The following is a 16,499-nucleotide window of genomic DNA, read 5'->3' as shown; positions in this document are numbered from 1 at the left end:
GCCGCATTGTGGAGTGAGTGAGAGTGTGGATGCTCTGTCTATATAGACGGCAATATAGACGGTGCTTCACACATGGACTTGATGAATGATCTCACCGGGCATTTTAGCCGGATGGAGATTGTCGATAGCGGGCGTCGCCGGCGTTTCACGGATGAAGGGAAGCTAGCGATTGTGGCTGAGAGTTATAACGGCCCGCGGCAGGTGACGGCCACGGCGCAGCGTCATGGGATCACGCGCTGGCAGTTGAATGCCTGGCGCAGGGCCGCCCGGGAAGGACGGCTTGTCCACCGCTCGACAAACGGGTTTGTTCCAGCGATCGTCGTTGCCGAGCCGGTTGTTGCGAACACGCCACCTGCGGCGACTGTCGCTGTGCCGCCGCCTGTCAGCGACCACGGTCGCATGGAGGTGGTGAGTGCGAACGACCGGCGTGTGATCGTCGGTCGGGATGTCGACGTGGACGTCCTGCTGCGGATTATGCGGGGTCTGGAGACGTTGCGATGAACCCGTTTCCGATGGGAACGGGTGTCAAGGTTTGGTTGTCGACCGGACATACAGACATGCGGTGCGGCTTTCCTTCGCTAGCCCTTCGGGTGCAGGAAGTGTTGAAGCATGACCCGCTGGGCGGTCATCTGTTCTGCTTCCGGGGCCGCCGAGGTGATCTGGTAAAATTGATCTGGCATGATGGCCAGGGCGCATGCCTGTTCACGAAAAAATTGGAACGCGGCCGGTTTATCTGGCCGAATGTAGAGGGCGGCGCGGTGGCAATCACGCCGGCGCAGCTTTCTTATTTGCTGTCCGGAATTGACTGGCGAGCCCCTCAGGAAACCTGGCGCCCGACGCGGGTTTGAACGTCTTTTGCATTGAATTTGTTGGATAAATATGCTTCTATGACAGCATGTCGTTACCGCCTCTCTCACTGCCGGACGATCTTGCCAGCGCCCACGCCGCGTTGCTGGCGGAACGCGAGGCGCGGATACGCGCTGAGGCTGAAGCGAGCAGTGCAAAAGCAAAACTTTCCGGCATTGAGGCGCTCAACGCCCATCTGCAATTGCTGATCGCCAAGTTGGAGCGCGACAAACACGGTCCGAGCCGGGAGCGCACCCAGCGGCTGATCGACCAGATGGAATTGCAGCTTGAGGAACTGGTCGCTGATGCGACCGAGGATGAGCTTGCGTCAGAGGCGGCCTCAGCGAAAACACAGACCGTTCGTGCCTTCACCCGCAAGCGCCCGGTGCGCAAACCCTGGCCAGAAAATATTGAGCGCGAACGTCTCGTCGTCGACGCGCCGACCGCCTGCACCCATTGTGGCAGCGAGCGTCTGTCGAAGCTTGGTGAGGATACTACCGAGACGCTGGAGGAGGTCCCGCGCCGCTTCAAGATCGTCGAAACCGTCCGGGAGAAATTTACCTGCCGGGACTGTGGCTGCATCAGCCAGGCGCCGGCGCCTTTCCATGCCACGTCGCGCGGCTTCCTTGGCCCCAACCTTCTTTCCACGATCGTCTTCGACAAATTCTCCGAGCATCAGCCCCTGAACCGCCAAAGTCGCCGGTTCCGCAGCGAGGGGATTGATCTGTCAACCCAGACGCTCGCCGACCAGGTTGGCTACGTCAGCGCCGCCGTCAAGCCACTCTTCGATATGATCGAAACCCACGTGTTTGCGGCCGAGCGCCTCCACGGCGATGACACCACCATCCCGATCCTGGCCAAGGGGCAGTGCATTACCGGCCGCATATGGACTTACGTTTGCGACGACCGGCCATTTGGCGGGCAGTCGCCGCCGGCTGCCGTCTTCTACGCCTCCAGCGACCGGCGTGGCGAACATCCGCAACGACATTTGGCCGAGTTCACCGGCATCCTGCAGGCCGATTGCTACAATGGCTTCAATCCGCTCTTCGACCGGAGCAGGAAACAAATCCCGGTAACGCCAGCCTTCTGTTTTGCCCATGCGCGGCGAAAGTTCTTCGAGCTGGCCGATGTCTCTCGCAGTGCCCGGCGGGGCAAGGGCTTGAGGCCTGTCTCTGCGACGGCGCTGGAAGCGGTCAAACGCATCGATGCGCTGTTTGACATCGAGCGCGACATCAACGGCAAAAGCGCCGAAGAGCGCCTTGCCGTGCGCCAGGAAAAGAGCAAGCCGCTGCTCGACGAACTGGAGGCTTGGTTCAGGCTGGAACTCGAAGGCCTGTCGCGATCCTCACCGGTGATTGAACCCATCAACTATATGCTGTCGCGCTGGGCCGACTTTGCCAGATACGCCGACGACGGCAGGATCTGCATGACGAATAACGCGGCGGAAAGAGCCCTGCGCGGGGTTGCATGTGGAAGAAAAAACTGGAGCTTCGCCGGATCCGAGCGGGGCGCCGACCGGGCGGCCATCATGCTGACCCTTATTACGACGGCCCGCCTCAACGACATCGACCCGAAGGCTTGGCTCGCAGATGTGCTGACGCGCATCGCAGATCTTCCCGTCTCCCGCCTGCGTGAGCTCTTGCCTTGGGAATGGAAGAGGATCAAGGCGGTGGCGATATCGGTTGCCGCGTAAACAGCGTCCGAAACAGCTCCTCCGACCGCCGCAGACCCTCGTCCGTCAGCACCAGCGACTTCGACTTGTTCACCGGGTCGCCGATCATGCCCTTCTGATGCAAGCGATCCGTCGTTGCCCAGTCAAAGCCCTTCCAGGCACAACGCTCGTTATGCAGCGTTAGCCACAACAGCGCCAAAACGGCATCGTCGATCTTGTCCTCATCGATCTCCATGAACCCGACGTTACCACGCGAACCCCATTAAGTCCTGCGGCCCACCTCGGATGGATACGGATGAGCCTACTTTCGCCACGTCCGTAAAGACACAAGAGTAGCCTAAGCGCGCTCGATCAATGTAGCACAACGTCGAGACGAGGTGGCCGCCTGGCTTCAGGATATTCAGAGATTTTGTGCACGAACTGGCGCCGGCGCGCCTTCGCCTGGTATGCTCATTGTTTGGAGGAGCGGCTTCGCCGTAGCGGGCGCGACGTCGCGCGAGAATAGAGGCGTTGGCGGCAAAACCGCGGCGGGATACGATGTTTGGCGACCGAGACTATGAGCAAAGGTGATATTGTTGCGCCGTTTGGAGACGCAATCAAGCTGTCATAGCCCGATGATTGTCTTTAGATCTTTTAGATCCTGCAGAAGTTCGTCGCGCATTTTTGTCGTGTAAATACGTGCAATCTTCCCCTGGTTCTGCCGATCGACGATCTTCTTTAGATCTGAAAGCCGGTTCTTCCACGTCATTCCATCGGTTATGAAAAGCAGATATGTGTCACGGCGCATGGCGTCGATAATTGCATCGAGATCGCCGATGATGTCAGTCATCTTCGAGCCGGTCGCACCGTATCCCTTGACCTCAATCACGATGCGGGGCCGGTTTCTATCGGGTACAGCGACATCGCATTTCGCCGTCTTATTATCGGCACCGGTGAAGGTACAGCGTGTTTCGTAGGTGTCTCCAAAAACCTCTTTGACCATCGCTTCCGCGAAGTCCTCGAGGCCACGTCCGCGCCGCTGCCCCTGGATGGCAGATCCTCGACCGGAGCGCAGGCGTTCGACGAGAATATCGCTCCAAACCGGCACGTAATTGATGGTGGTGGCCATCGCCTCACCAACCTGAAGGCTCTCCAAGGCTGCAAGGAAAGCGTCCCGATCGGATTTGAACCGCTTGGCGCCAATCCCACCCTTTCCGAGAATTCGCGTCAGCTCCGCTTCCATGCTGTCTTTTGATAGCGCAAGAAACAGCCGGCAGCATAGCAAACCCCGTTCGAAATGCTCGTCCAGGAGTGCTTCTATGTCCGAGCGAGCGTAGGCCTGTTTCTTCGGCGGTTCCGTTAAAGCTGCGATCGCTTCCGCTGCTGTGTCATCCATCCAGTCAACAGCGAGCGGGCTGAGACTTTCAACGACCTGATCGAGGGTTTGATCCTTCGACTGCATCACTGCCCCACAATCAGGTATTCAGTGACCGAAGCACGTTCGACCTTGCTATGGGTGCCGAAATGATAGCGATGCGGCTTTTCGAAAACCGTGACCGTCTTCTTATGCTTGCCCATCAATTCTACAAGCTGCTGAAGATCCGGAAAGCCATTCGAGCTGTAAGAAAGGGCAATCTTGCTTTTTGCAAAACGGGCAAACATACGGTCAAAGGCTTCGACCGCCTCTCTTCGATAGCTGAATGGCGTGTACCGCTTGGCAATCTTCTTGACTTTGGTGTTTTGGTCGATCGGCAATCCCTGCCAATAGCAGGAGAGGCCCTCTAGAAAGTGGTACCGCTTGGTGTAGCAATTGTCGTCTGATCTCGGCACATAAGGGGGGTCAAGATAGACAAGATCGACCCTCTCATTCGACAGTTCGAAAATGTCCGATCGAAGCGCCTTGTTCCTGCGGCCGTTATCGAAAACCGCATTGTTGTAGACTTCGATCTGCTCGAGAAAGTGCTCTTCAATTGAAAGCCTGAGATCGCGGCGTCCGTCATCGTAATGCGACAGATCGCCTGAGATGGTGAAGACACCGCGTGGCTGCCGCTTCAGGCAAGAGCGGAATAAGGCCGCAAAAGCCAGCGCCTGCTCGTAAGGGTCCTGTAGCTGACGGATGTTGCCTGAGACTCTATCTAGGAACTTGAGGTCTTCCTGCTTGTAAAAGACGCCACTGAAGTTCTTTTCGATGAAATTATGGGCAGGCGGCGTACCATCGATCAGTTGGCGGATCGCCTTCCCATCAAGATGGACCTTGTTGTTTGCGATCGTGGCACGGGCGACCAAGCTCGAAAAGTTCATGAAATCTGAAGCAACGACGCGTCGATCCATGGACTTAAAAAGATATCCGACGCATCCAGTGCCGGAAAATGGATCGAGAACGCTGTCAAAGTCGACCGCGTTCAACGTTTCGAAGATCCATGGTAACAGTCGTGACTTGGACCCCATGTAACGCAGATCAGGGTAACGTGTCGCGCGGGCCGGGATCGCCGGTTGATTTTCAACGTGGGCGCGGGCTCGAAGCGGCACTACGTTGGACGCCAGTTTCACGTTGAGCATTTCACTCATAATTAATCGGCCTCGTTTTAGGGTGACTGACCGGAGAATCGATCAGTCGGCTGGGCAAATCCGGTGTAGCCGATATGAGAGGCTTGATCAAAGGCGTCGTAGCGGTGTCAGGCGGCTTAGGATGTAGGGCGGGATGGAGTACACCGTTTTCATATCCGTGATTGTTTAAAGCTCAACACGCCTCAGCGAAAAGGTCAGCACAGTCCGTACGCGAGGAAAGGCGATCCTGGTGCCGCCAAGTTCGAGGATGACCCGCAACGTCGCCTATAGCTGCGACGACACCTATTGCTGGTGCCGCTGCTCTTGGCAGGCCTTGGCATCGGCTTTGCGCCGGAATGGACCGAGGGCCTACCGAACCGGGCCTTCGAGCTGAAGGCGGTCAGGGGCATCGACTTCCGGATCGGGCTTGGCGTTGCCTGGAATAAAGAGGACCCAACCGCTTCGCGCAACGACATCGTCGATATCGCCCGCTCATTGGCGCGGCCCGGCAGGTGAGGTGAGGGGGCACCATGGGTGGTGCGCCCTAAGCGGAACAGCTTGCGGGGGCAGTCGGTCCCGGGTTCCGCTCGTTCCGAACGGCGCTTCGCTAACCCTCCTGCGGCTGCCCTTTTAACCGGTCAAGCTGTGCGCGAACTGGCGCCGGCGCGGACGCGCCTTCGCCTGGTATGCTCATCGTTTGGAAGAGCGGCCGTGTCGCGGCCCTCTGGCCAAAGAAATTTCTCATGGCGGCGCAAGGGTACCGTCAGGATCGACATCCGCCTTTTGCTCGCTACGGACATAGTGATCCAGGCGTGTCACCGTTGCGAATTCGGCATGGTTGCGATACGAGCCGAATTTGAAATACTGGCTCTCCTTTGCCAGAAACGGCTTGAATCCAACGATGCCCTCGGTCTTGGAGATCTTTTTGCCGTCAGCCCAGATTTCGATCAGACCTGTTTGGTCCGAAACCAGGCGCAGGTGGTAGACCATCGTGGTCCATTTCCCGAACGGATCGGGCAGCGAATTATAGCGGGTGACCGACAACCCTCGCGCACAGCCGGTTAAGCCCGGGAGCGATAGCGGTGCCGTTCCATGGGCGAGATCGTCGGTGTCGTGTCCGATCGACAGCGTCTCAGTCTTCATCAAGGAGAAGACCTGCGCAGGCTTGACGAGCGTATGTGGATTGCCGAATCCAGGTTCGACCGGGGCTGTCTCTTGCGAGGCAATGAAGACGCGGCAGAGGACGTTCTTCGGGTCGCGGTCCGGATCGGCATTGTCCTGCTCGAGGGAGACGGTAAAGGCGCGGCCGTTGAAACGCTGGGCAAGGACAGGAGCGTCTTTCGGAGAATTCGTTTGCTTCCACTGGCCGATGACAAATCGTCCGGTGGTCGGCGTTATGCTGTCGTCGATGAACATATCAAACCGGTACCAAAGATCGGTTCCGATCGGCGCCAGGATTTTCTCTGCTTCCCATAATTCGGAGCGTTCGCTGCCATCGCGGTCATAGGAACCATCTTCCCGCGCACATCCTTTCGGGTGCCAGGCAAAGGCCAGCACGTTGTTTTGCGGCAGGCTCCTGACGACCTGTGTTGCGGCAGATCTGGCGTCGCCTGCTAATTTGCCGAAGGTGAAAATGTTTTCGTCCCGGCTGCATGAGAACCAATTGTCCGAAACACTGGTGGCATCGAACTCGTCCCGGATCGTCGGCGACGCCGCGTTCGCCTGTGGGGCTCCGACCACCGCCAGCATAACGGCCAGTGCGCAGTTCCATCGCATGTTCATGGCTGGTCCTCCTAATCCATCTTGATGGTTAAACCGCTGGGGCAATGATCGGATAGACGCACCTTGTCGGCCGGCGTCGGGTTGGGCCAGGGAAACTGTTTTTCCGACTCTGGCACAATCATGGTCGCGGCCCGTGTGCCATAAATGAAGAACTCGATGGGGAGAATGTTATAGGCGTCAGGGTTAGCGATACCGGACGGGTTCGGCTGGCGAAACTCGCGCCAGCATGTCGACATGTTTTCATAGGGCTGACGGAAGAGTTGGATATCGGACCGCGGATCCCTGTCATGACCACTCTTATCGGCACTATAGCCGCTCAGTGCAATCCAGACTTCATCTGGGATCGCGCCTGGCTGCGCGTCGAGACGACGATTGAAGTCTCCGACAATCATCCAAGCTTCGCCTGCGGTTTCGCGCGCCTCGATCCATTTGCGAAGCGGATACATCTGCTGTCCGAGGGTATCACATGCCCGGCTGGCCGGCGGTCCGGCCGCCGGATCCGTGTTCCATAGCCTGAAACTGATGAAGTCGTCGAAGCAGCCGCTCTTGAGATGAACATCGAGGACCCGCAGTGTCGACCCGGCCGGCGACCGGATCGTGACGTCCAGGCCCCATCGGATCCGGCGGATCGTTCCGTTGTCGTCAAAGGTGACATCGAGTGGCTTATAGTCTGCGGCGGAGATGATCTCCAGCACTGCGTTCGGCCGCAAGGCCACTGCCGGATATTGTACGCGTGTCGCGGTCGTCGGCCTTACGGCGGTCATGCCGCTCTTGGTACAAACTGGAGCGATGGTTTGGCCCTCGGCCTCCGCGAATTGACCGCTGATGCAATGTTCCCATCCCTCGGCCACCGGGAAGACGGCGTCCAGCGCGGCCGGGCTGGTCACCTCTTGAAGAAACATAACGTCCGCAGATATTGCATCACGCCAGTGTTTAAGGTCGGCATAGTCTTGGCTGGAGCGGATATGGTCATCGGGAAAGACGGTCTTGGGATCGCCTGGGTAGACCAGCGTTTGAATGTTCCAGTTGCCGAGTGTGAATTCCGCCGCCACTGCCGGCATTGGTAAGACGATCGAAATGAGCATTATGCATATCGAACGTGTCAGCATTTTCTCCTCCGGGTTCATGGATAGTCCTGCGGTGCAGCGATTTGCAGCGAAGTGCATGTCATCGATGAGTCCATCACGTCCGTCTTTCTTGCTCAGCAAGGTCTCCTTGTCGCGGGAATGGCCCCACGCGCCGGCGGCGTTTTAGCGCCCGTTGCTGCTAAGACGTGCGAGAAACCGGACCGCGCTCCTGCTTGGCATGAACAGATAAGCTCCCCCGCGCATCCGCACGAAATCCTTTATTCCGGCGAGGTTCAGCGGGCCGCGCGGAGAGGGTATCGTCAGCCGTCCCATGCCGCCACCACGGCCGGTGATGGGATCGACCTCGTTTTCCAATCCGTGAAACTGCCAAGCCGTGGCCCAGGTCTGCTGAACGAATTCGAATTGGCGTTCGATGTCGGCATTTAGGCACATGAAGAGAAGGCCGGGTTTTTGTTCCTCCGGATCATTGGCGCCAACGGCGTCGAAACCGCGCCCCACACGCAGGATGCGATGACGATTGACGATTGAAAGTTCATCCATTGAGGCCGGGGCCAGACTATCGCGAGGATTTGACCGGCGAATGTGAGCCCCGAGGGGACAGCGCTCACCGAGCGGATCCTCTGCGCCAGGCAGGAAATCATTGTCGGGCCGAAAATGTCCCCCGCTCTGCTTTCTGGTCGCTGGACCATGCGGGTAGCGCACCAGCGAAGAGCCATCCTTCCAACGGCCAACCATCTTGGCGCCGATCCACTCCGCTAAAAGCTCTGGATCGAGTTGATCGGGCACGGCTGGATGATCGGCGTAGCGTTTGGCCGCCTCGCCCACATAGTCGTTGAAGACATCGACATATTGCGCAAGTTGACGGATGACCAGGAACGTGCCGTTCCGTCCGAGGTCGCGCGCGGCGGCGGCGCAGTTGCTGCCAAAATCAGGCTGGAATGCGCCACGTGAGTGCGTAGGCTCAGCGAGCGGCAAAAGATTGCCGGGATCCATCGCAGCCGGCACCTGTGGCGACGGCGGGAAGAAGCCACGCGTGTCGGGATAGCCCAGCAAGAACTCCCCCGGCTCGACCGCATGGATAGCGTCCGACCGGCGCATCCAGCGTCGCGTTCCCTTGATGATTGGCTGCGAAATCCCGTCGGCGAAGCCAAACGGCTCCCGCACCGTCTGCGCCGCCGTTTCACCTGGCCCTGGCCGTGGCAGCGGCGTCGGTGTGACCCGATGTATCACCTGTCCGCCTGCGACATCGATGCCTGAGATCAGTTCCCCGGCGTATGAGGCCAGTGTAGGTTCAGAGTCTGCATAGAGGAGCAGTGTAGCATCGACTGCGTTTTCCGGGCCGCCCCACAGCCATTGCCTGGCCTGGTCGTCGCCGGTATCGGCAAGCAGGTTGGCCCGACCGGGCGAACCCATGCCCAGACGAAATGCAGGCGGGAAGGCATCCTGGACATCCGAGGGCAAGCCCAACCGTCTTAGGCCATCTCCTGTCAGCGCACAGATTAAGACCTTGTCGGCGGGTGGCTGATCTCCGAAGGTGATCTGATCCTCGATCGACTTCAGCCAGGCACATGCTTGCTTGGGGTCGTCGGATAACCTGATCGCGAGGCATGTCGCGTAGGGGTGTTTGCTCAAGCCGCCGTACAGCAGCGTCTGGACCTCGAAGGTCTCGATCAACGTCGCCGGCCTCACCTTTGAGCCGAACAGTCCGAGCCACGCCGCGGCCTCGTCTTCGGTTGATACTGTTCCAAGCCCTTGGCGGATAGCGGCGTTGGTGCGAATGCGTGCGGTCGTCAAGTGTGGATAGGCGCTGTACCAGAACCATGTCGGCTGCTGCTGGCGGCGCGCCCAGCGCTTGAAACGGTCGCCATCTGTCGCTCCCTTGAAGAACAGGTTTTCGGTGCGTGGAAAACCAACCGTATTACTCCATACGGCGGTGAGGCCGCCTGACGCCTTGGTGATGAAATCCTCCAGATAGCTTTCCCAACTGCCACCGTAGTTCGAGAAAAACAGAAGCTTGTTTGTCTTCGGCAGTCGCAGCCAGCGGGCATAGTGGATCGTGCTGATACCGCCGAGAAATCCGGGCCGAAAGCGCCTCGTTGCCATCTGCCCGATCACCCAGAACGCTATTCTGAGGGGCATGCCCCGCAACAACCCAGCCTGCATGATCGAGATGCCGGCAAGATGGTTCTGCTGCGTGTCTTTGAGATTTTCAGCCTCTGTTAGTGCCGCCATCACGTCCGGATTGACCAAGGTGTCGATCGGCGTGTTGGCGACCTCAAGGCGGCGCAGGCCAAGGTAGACGCTCACGACGGTCACCACGACGGCCAAGGCGGCGATGATGGCCGACAGGAAGAAGGCGATCACTCCGACCGTGAACCCTTGCGAAAGCCCAGCAGCGATCGTCGCGGCGACAACGAAAAGCCCGAGCAGACAAAGAACCGGCCAGAAAAACTTGAGCAGCCCCCGAAATGCAAGAGACAGTATGAAGCCGAAATCAAGACGAGGCGGCTCTTCGGCGGCAAGGCGGGGAAATGGCTCGGGATCCAGCAACGATGCCAGGTCGGCATTGCCTTTGACGAAATCGCGCACGCGCGCAACGGTGGCTAGCGGTGCGCCGGCGGCCGGGTGGGTGTCGAAATAGGAACGGAGTTCGCGTGCGAGCAGATATTCGCGCTTGATCCGCGCCACTGTCATGCCAGGCGTGCCGCAGAAGTCGAGGCCCGGGACATCGAGCAGGCCTTGGCCGGTGCGAACATGGTGAGATGCGAGAAGTTGGCTAAGCGAGCCTGGCGATTGAATAGCTGCCACCGACAGGGTGTCGCTGACGAATGATGCGAGCTTCGTGCCGACCGTATCGAAGGCGTGTTGCGGCTCGCCGTCTACCGACATTTCGAAAACCAGATGCGTCGGCTCTCCAACATCGCCACGAACCACGGTGATCGACATGAAATGCATACCCTGATCGCGCAGGGCACTGCGAACGAGCCCTTCTTTGCCGAACAGTTGAGGCCGGAATTCCTTGAGCTTTGCATCGACGAGATCGGCCTTCTCGGCGTCGAAAGGGATCGCACTCGTTACTAGCGATTGGGTCATGCCTGTCCTCCAGCCCGACGAAGCCCGTCGCAAACTATCCCCTACTGCACATTTACGCTTTCCCCGTCACGCTCGTACCTATCCTCGCGTCTGACGTGCAATATTTGTTTCATTTTATTCGCCGAGTCACAAGTAGAAAGCTCGAAAATAACCGCATCAATTCGAATTTCATCAAGTTGTTACGTTGAACGGCAAAATTATCGAGGAAGTTAATAGTCCATGGTGCGAAAGCGTATTCGCGTTTAACGTGAATATGATTCAATAGTCTTGTGCGAAATCCGGAGCGCCGCAACCATCGCCTCGCCGTCCAACTGCCGCGCATCCACCATCTTCATTCAACAATGGGGACCAAGGCATGGAAAAGGATCCAGAAGCGTCAGATAGCCAGAATGAGATCGTCGCCACGCAATCGGTGGCCCTCCGTAGAGGTGGAGAAAGTTTCCACCGCCGATTCCAACCGTGTCTCAACCAAAGTGAAGGATCGGATCAGGTCGGTGCCTCGCCTGCGTCCCGATGAGAACCAGCGCCGCAACGTCATTAGATCGCGCTCTCCTCGATCGCCCATGACCGTTATCTGCTGGCGGTTTCCCGCACCAACCGGCTGGCGGACGAAGGAGAGATGGCCATCGATGATCTGCGCTCGGAAAAGATCATCGCCTTCAATCGCTACACCGAACAGCACTTCAACGAGAAGTTCGAAGAATACGATCTGACCCGCAACATCGCCTATAGCTGCGACGACACCTATTCGCTGGTGTCGCTGGTCTCGGCCGGGCTTGGCATCGGCTTTGCGCCGGAATGGACCGAGGGTCTGCCGAACCGGGCCTTCGAGCTGAAGGCGGTCAGGGGCATCGACTTCCGGATCGGGCTCGGCGTTGCCTGGAGCAAGGAAGACCCAACCGCGTCGCGCGATGATGGGCAAGGCGTATCAGGTGGCGCTGAGAGACGGCTGCAAGATTGGTATCACGGCTCGGAGCGAAGCACCTTCCTTTCCGGTCGGCGAGGATGGGGCGCGAAGCCGATACCCCGTCTCTGCTGAAAAGCCCGAAATCGCCTCATTGGTTCGCAGTCGATCTCAGTGGTCGAGTGCGTCTGATGTCTCGGGACGACGCTATCGTGTCATTTTCGCCGGGACTTCTTGGGCACCGCGATCAAGCGTTCCACAGAGGCCTGCTTATCTGGCGGTATCTCCACCTCGCGGCCGTCGGGCAATACAAGATACATGGTGCCGGCTTTTTTACGCATCTTCAGGAGGATCGCTACCCCGGTCGCGCCAAAGCCCCACAATTCCACGGCATTGATTAGTGCCGTGATCTCTGAGGCATTCAGAACCGATGTCAGCCACTTCAGCGCGTCCCATATGCGGAGATCCTCAGGATCAGGCTGGGGTGAGGATTCCTCCTGCGAAAGAGCCTGCGCCACGACCCCGCAAACGGTGCTCTCGGAAAAGGACGCTCCATTCGGAGTGGCAGTATCACCTTGCAGCGAAACGGAGAGAAGTAATAGAGCGATCCCGACCGTTCCAAACCTCAAGGCGGCACCTGCCTTGAGTTGATCGTCCGGCGCATCCAACACTGCCAGAACGGCATTTCGCCAAGTGGGATCCGCCAATGCGGAAACCAGAATCAACCGTGCCACCACGACGGATCGCAAGCGGTTCAGAGAACGATCAGCACGCCGCACGTCCGCGATCATGTTTTCGAGATCGCGGCTCGGCACGCCGCCCACGATCCCGGCAAATTGCTGCGGATCCAGATGCTCCTCACAATACCGCACCCATCGTTCGACTGTTGCGATCAATGCGAAATCGGAAAGCGCTTGAACGCGCTGCTGAACGGCTTTGGAATCGATATCGGCACTCATCTCCAACTCCCATAAAGGCTAAATGCGCAAGCGCGTGCCCAGTCCCGTTCATTTGCTCCATAAGCAGCCATCAAACTCAAGACTGCCGATCGCCAGGCCGCAGCCCGACTTTTCCCCTCAACGATCCAGGATCGATAAAATGCCGCATGAAAACTTGATGCTGTCTCGAGGTCGACATGCCAGTGGCTGGCGGTGACCGACGCCACCCCAAGGCTTCTGAGTGCGAATTCCGTACCCAGCATGTCACCTGCCGACCCCGGACGACCGAGCCCACTTACACAGGCAGCCAACGAAACGTGCATTGCGCCGGACGGGCCGCCGTCGATGATTTCTCGCGCCGACATCAGATAAAGTTCGGGTCGCGATCGATCTGGCCACTCCCCGTTGGAAGAGACGAGCAATCCTGCCTGTAGAAGCGGGTCCACTGTCTCTGCCGGTGATGCGAGTGGAAAGAAGCCATGCGCTTGGATATGAACGAGCTGCGCGTTCCGAAGGGCGTATTGCACGCTCGACTTGTCAGTGTCGTCCTCTTTAATCCGGCGCAAGGTCACCATTTCACGGATCGGGTCAATAGCCTCTTCGGCGCTTTGCATGTGAAGCTCCCGATCGGCATTGTCGGCAGCGGGGATCACCACAAGGCATGCTGAGGCAACAGGGCCGCCGACGATTGCACGATCGATATCGATCGCATCACCCAGCGATGCAACCCGCGAGAAACTCAAATCGTGAACAATAGGTCGGTTGAGAACATCCAGATAGTGCAGCGGCACCAGGTTCAGCGGATAATCGAGCGCAACGGCAAGATGATCTCCGCTTTGCATGCGACCGTCGGAGAATGCGTGCCTGAGCGGCAGTAGCAGTGACGAAAGTGGCCCACGCGGCGATCCCGCATCGCGGAGGCGACTCCTATGCCAGTCGGCAGGTGGCACGCGGCTGGTCAGGGCATCCAATTCCTCGCGACCGATCTGGGGCCGGTGCGCATAAAGCGTTCCGTCGCCGAGACGCAGAAAAACGACGCATCCTTCGTCATCGACGAAAGTCGAGAGATAATGCCAGCCAACGATAGGTGTGTCTTCTGCTCGAAACGCCGGCCCGGCTGAACGAAGATAGGCCGTGCCGCGCAGAACCTCGGACGCGTTAAATGCTATGCCAACTTTTCCGTAACGGAGTCCGAGGCGCACGATCTTCGGATAGACGTTCGGAAAACTCCGCATCGTGGCTGCCCGCGCCGCGGGATCATGAAGGTCATGGGCTGCGGAAATGAGGATGTCCAGGACCGTTTGATAACAGGCGAGTGCTTCCGGCCCCTCATTGAGCTCTTCATGGACTAAGCCTAGCGCCCAATTTGCCTCGGCGGTACCTGAAATGTTTGCCTTTAACACAAACCATGCCAGGGCCGATTGCAAATCGGACAGAGCCGCGCGTAGCATTTCTTCGGTTCTGGCTGTGTTCGACAGCACGGAGGCAGCAAAATTGACCGCGTGGCGTGCCTGCTGATGATTGCCGACCTCGGTTGGCACAAGACGTTCAACGCGGCGCGCAGCGACTTGGTAGCGGAATATCTGTTGATGGAAAATTTCGTTGGCGTTGTCGGCAACCTCGTTTGCGACTTGCACTTCGACGAGATCGAGAACCGCGTCCATCTCTGCACGCGCTGCGTCGAATTCGGCGATGTCGCTCGCGGAACGCAGCTCGCTGCGAAATGTGTCCTGCGCTCGCTGCAGGCGCCGCTGATCCGGGATCCAGGCCTTGGCGGCTTCGCGCGCCGCTGTGTCCAGTCGTTCTCGGTGCGATCGCGTGTCTATCGGCATTGGCCTCAAGATATCATCCGGCCGCGTCACGGGACGCCAATCACGCAATAGACGATCGAGATCTGGAGATGAGGGAATGCGGGCATATCGCTCACGCGCCTCAGCGAGGCGAAGTTTCTGGATCAAACCGCGGATCGCATTTTCTTCGATGCTGGGAGCTCCGTTTTCAAAACGACCTTTGACGAGATCTGCGATGCGAATGGCAGCATCCGCTTCACCGCAGCCAATGGCAGCTTCACCGATTGAAATTGCGATGCTTTGACAAATCGTCTCGATGAGGGAGCCAGTAAGTTGGAGCTCTGCCGGGAGGCTCTCCGCCATTGCATCCCAAACGGGAAGAGCGAGTTGGAGCGCGATTTCGGGGCGTGGTCCGACGCTCGCCATGGCGCACATTCTTACAACACCAAAAAGCCGGAGGACCGGGTCCTCGGAATTCAGATACTCCTGGAGCCCCGCGTCGTCCAACTTTAGCCGGGAGAGCAAATCCGGGAGCGCCGCCGCTGACCCGCGATGCGACCGGATGAATTCTAAGAAGTTGAATCCAGTTGACGGTGGGTTGCCCATCATCTCACCTTGGATATCTATTCAGTTCCAGCGCATTGTAACCATCATACGATACAGTTTTTGCGCGAGTGTTCACCTCATTATTTAGGTTGAGGGTGGTATCCATCCAATGTGGGTGGCCTTCCCAGGCTCATTGACGAGCGACCGGTGTCCACATCGGTTCTTCCCTTCGGTGCCGATCATTGGGTGCCGAGCACGCCGGCGAAGATTTCGCCAATTTTGAGCGCCCAGTCGGCGATCAGGGGCGACATGACCGTCAAGAGCGCCTTGACCACATTCCAAATGCTGCCGAAATCAACAAGCTTATTTGCCTCCCCTTGGATGAAGGTCACCGAACAGAAGTAGGCGGTTCCGAGCGCCAGCGAGAAAATCGTCGCCCAGTAGAGCGTCATGGCGCCGCGCAGACTGCCGTAGTCCAGTAGTTGTCTGATCTCCTCTGGTTTTTTGGGATGATAGGCTGCCGCGATCATATCTGCGCCGGGCTGGAACAGCAGGTGGACTGCCACGATTGTCAGAAGAAATGTTATCGCTGCAAGCAAAGTGATATTCTTGATCCGCGCGATTCTGTCCTCAACGGACACGGCCGTCGAACCCGCGACCACGGCAATGGCCGTCAAGTAAGCAAGACCCGCGACAAGCAAGACCGCTATACCGAGCGCGACGACCCGTTTGAGACTGTTTCCCGTGTTGCCGATATCGCCGCTGGCGCAGGCCGGCAGGATGGGAAGCTCTTTTCCTTCGCAGGTCGGAAGATAATAAAGGGTCTTGTCGATGAGGTTTCTGGAGATCTCTGTCGGTATGTGATCATCCGCAAGACGGATCTTGGAGAGGATGTGATCATCCGTAAGGCTGATCTTTGAGAAATTGAACGCGACGAGCACAAACGCCACCAGGAGCATCAGCAAATATCCGGCTTTCAGCCACCCGCTGAGCGCTGCCATCCAGACAACCACTGAGCCGTAAGTAGCGAGCGCGACGGCAAACACCATGGCGGCGCATAAGGCGAAGCCGAAGTTGTAGAGCGATGAGATCGCCTGGGCCGGGATAAAGGTGAGTGGATAAGATGCGCTCGTTTCAGTGCCCGGCAGAAATCCGACGTCGATGCGTCCGACTTCGATGATGTCCTCGAAGATGAAGCGCGCAAGCCAGACCACGAGGATCGGCGCGGCAAAGATCAAGCCAGGGAGGATATAGGGCCTGGTCTTCGTCCATTTTTCAGCGAGATATGCGCGCATATCGGTCACCTCGGTAAAG

General features: G+C 58.2%; 12 protein-coding genes and 2 pseudogenes. 5 read left to right on the top strand and 9 right to left on the bottom strand.

Features of this window, described 5'->3' with window-relative positions; genetic code table 11:
• Positions 1-72: 72 nt before the first annotated feature.
• Genes tnpA through tnpC form a run of 3 tightly spaced genes read left to right on the top strand, consistent with a single transcriptional unit; the run spans position 73 to position 2,539 of the window.
• Positions 73-501: an IS66-like element accessory protein TnpA gene (tnpA, locus tag BA011_RS34615; protein ID WP_065282713.1), complete on the top strand. Its 429-nt coding sequence runs from the start codon at positions 73-75 to the stop codon at positions 499-501.
• Positions 498-848, top strand: coding sequence for an IS66 family insertion sequence element accessory protein TnpB (tnpB, locus tag BA011_RS34610; RefSeq protein ID WP_064246224.1), 351 nt, complete (start codon positions 498-500; stop codon positions 846-848). Before tnpA ends, tnpB begins: the two co-directional genes overlap by 4 nt.
• 47 nt (positions 849-895) lie before the next feature.
• Complete coding sequence (tnpC, locus tag BA011_RS34605; protein ID WP_064246225.1) at positions 896-2,539, top strand: IS66 family transposase; 1,644 nt, start codon at positions 896-898, stop codon at positions 2,537-2,539.
• Here tnpC and BA011_RS34600 read toward each other — a convergent pair.
• The 3 genes from BA011_RS34600 to BA011_RS34590 form a co-directional block, all read right to left on the bottom strand.
• Positions 2,508-2,753, bottom strand: coding sequence for a DUF6429 family protein (locus tag BA011_RS34600; RefSeq protein WP_041365332.1), 246 nt, complete (start codon positions 2,751-2,753; stop codon positions 2,508-2,510). The genes tnpC and BA011_RS34600 overlap by 32 nt on opposite strands.
• 369 nt (positions 2,754-3,122) lie before the next feature.
• A complete protein-coding gene (locus BA011_RS34595) occupies positions 3,123-3,959 on the bottom strand; it encodes a DpnII family type II restriction endonuclease (protein WP_065284202.1) in 837 nt (278 codons plus the stop codon).
• Positions 3,959-5,065 carry a DNA adenine methylase gene (locus BA011_RS34590; protein WP_237352837.1) on the bottom strand — a complete coding sequence of 369 codons (1,107 nt, stop codon included), beginning with the start codon at positions 5,063-5,065 and terminating at the stop codon, positions 3,959-3,961. The genes BA011_RS34595 and BA011_RS34590 overlap by 1 nt, the downstream gene beginning before the upstream one ends.
• A gap of 247 nt (positions 5,066-5,312) precedes the next feature.
• Between BA011_RS34590 and BA011_RS34585 the strand changes: the two are divergent.
• A pseudogene (locus BA011_RS34585) lies at positions 5,313-5,560 on the top strand (LysR family transcriptional regulator); the annotation flags it as partial.
• A gap of 225 nt (positions 5,561-5,785) precedes the next feature.
• Here the strand turns inward: BA011_RS34585 and BA011_RS34580 are convergent.
• Genes BA011_RS34580 through BA011_RS34570 form a run of 3 tightly spaced genes read right to left on the bottom strand, consistent with a single transcriptional unit; the run spans position 5,786 to position 11,007 of the window.
• Positions 5,786-6,826 (bottom strand): heparin lyase I family protein, encoded by a 1,041-nt coding sequence (locus tag BA011_RS34580; RefSeq protein ID WP_065284200.1) that lies wholly within the window; start codon positions 6,824-6,826, stop codon positions 5,786-5,788.
• An 11-nt stretch (positions 6,827-6,837) separates the two neighbouring features.
• Positions 6,838-8,034, bottom strand: coding sequence for an endonuclease/exonuclease/phosphatase family protein (locus tag BA011_RS34575; RefSeq protein WP_237352836.1), 1,197 nt, complete (start codon positions 8,032-8,034; stop codon positions 6,838-6,840).
• A 42-nt stretch (positions 8,035-8,076) separates the two neighbouring features.
• A complete protein-coding gene (locus BA011_RS34570) occupies positions 8,077-11,007 on the bottom strand; it encodes a Dyp-type peroxidase (protein WP_065284198.1) in 2,931 nt (976 codons plus the stop codon).
• Positions 11,008-11,548: 541 nt separating this feature from the next.
• Here BA011_RS34570 and BA011_RS34565 point away from each other — a divergent pair.
• Positions 11,549-11,923 (top strand): annotated as a pseudogene (locus BA011_RS34565) (LysR substrate-binding domain-containing protein); the annotation flags it as partial.
• A gap of 203 nt (positions 11,924-12,126) precedes the next feature.
• On the opposite strand, the gene BA011_RS34560 reads toward BA011_RS34565, so the two are convergent.
• From BA011_RS34560 to BA011_RS34550, 3 genes are all read right to left on the bottom strand, one after another.
• Positions 12,127-12,870 (bottom strand): hypothetical protein, encoded by a 744-nt coding sequence (locus BA011_RS34560; RefSeq protein WP_065284197.1) that lies wholly within the window; start codon positions 12,868-12,870, stop codon positions 12,127-12,129.
• The gene (locus BA011_RS34555; RefSeq protein WP_167378990.1) at positions 12,867-15,065 is read right to left on the bottom strand and encodes a CHAT domain-containing protein; all 2,199 of its coding nucleotides are present in this window, start codon (positions 15,063-15,065) and stop codon (positions 12,867-12,869) included. The genes BA011_RS34560 and BA011_RS34555 overlap by 4 nt, the downstream gene beginning before the upstream one ends.
• Before the next feature lie 359 nt (positions 15,066-15,424).
• Positions 15,425-16,480: a hypothetical protein gene (locus tag BA011_RS34550; protein ID WP_065284195.1), complete on the bottom strand. Its 1,056-nt coding sequence runs from the start codon at positions 16,478-16,480 to the stop codon at positions 15,425-15,427.
• Positions 16,481-16,499 lie beyond the last annotated feature (19 nt).

The organism is Rhizobium leguminosarum (assembly GCF_001679785.1).
Taxonomy (GTDB): domain Bacteria; phylum Pseudomonadota; class Alphaproteobacteria; order Rhizobiales; family Rhizobiaceae; genus Rhizobium; species Rhizobium leguminosarum_R.
The sequence above is the reverse complement of the archived record's forward strand: the minus strand, read 5'-3'. Positions and strand labels throughout refer to the sequence as shown.

Coding starts and splice junctions, on each gene's coding strand:
- BA011_RS34595 (WP_065284202.1), bottom strand. CDS start 3,959: ATGCAGTCGAAGGATCAAACCCTCGATCAGGTCGTTGAAAGTCTCAGC.
- BA011_RS34600 (WP_041365332.1), bottom strand. CDS start 2,753: ATGGAGATCGATGAGGACAAGATCGACGATGCCGTTTTGGCGCTGTTG.
- tnpB (WP_064246224.1), top strand. CDS start 498: ATGAACCCGTTTCCGATGGGAACGGGTGTCAAGGTTTGGTTGTCGACC.
- BA011_RS34570 (WP_065284198.1), bottom strand. CDS start 11,007: ATGACCCAATCGCTAGTAACGAGTGCGATCCCTTTCGACGCCGAGAAG.
- BA011_RS34560 (WP_065284197.1), bottom strand. CDS start 12,870: ATGAGTGCCGATATCGATTCCAAAGCCGTTCAGCAGCGCGTTCAAGCG.
- tnpC (WP_064246225.1), top strand. CDS start 896: ATGTCGTTACCGCCTCTCTCACTGCCGGACGATCTTGCCAGCGCCCAC.
- BA011_RS34555 (WP_167378990.1), bottom strand. CDS start 15,065: ATGGCGAGCGTCGGACCACGCCCCGAAATCGCGCTCCAACTCGCTCTT.
- BA011_RS34590 (WP_237352837.1), bottom strand. CDS start 5,065: ATGAGTGAAATGCTCAACGTGAAACTGGCGTCCAACGTAGTGCCGCTT.
- BA011_RS34580 (WP_065284200.1), bottom strand. CDS start 6,826: ATGAACATGCGATGGAACTGCGCACTGGCCGTTATGCTGGCGGTGGTC.
- tnpA (WP_065282713.1), top strand. CDS start 73: ATGGACTTGATGAATGATCTCACCGGGCATTTTAGCCGGATGGAGATT.
- BA011_RS34550 (WP_065284195.1), bottom strand. CDS start 16,480: ATGCGCGCATATCTCGCTGAAAAATGGACGAAGACCAGGCCCTATATC.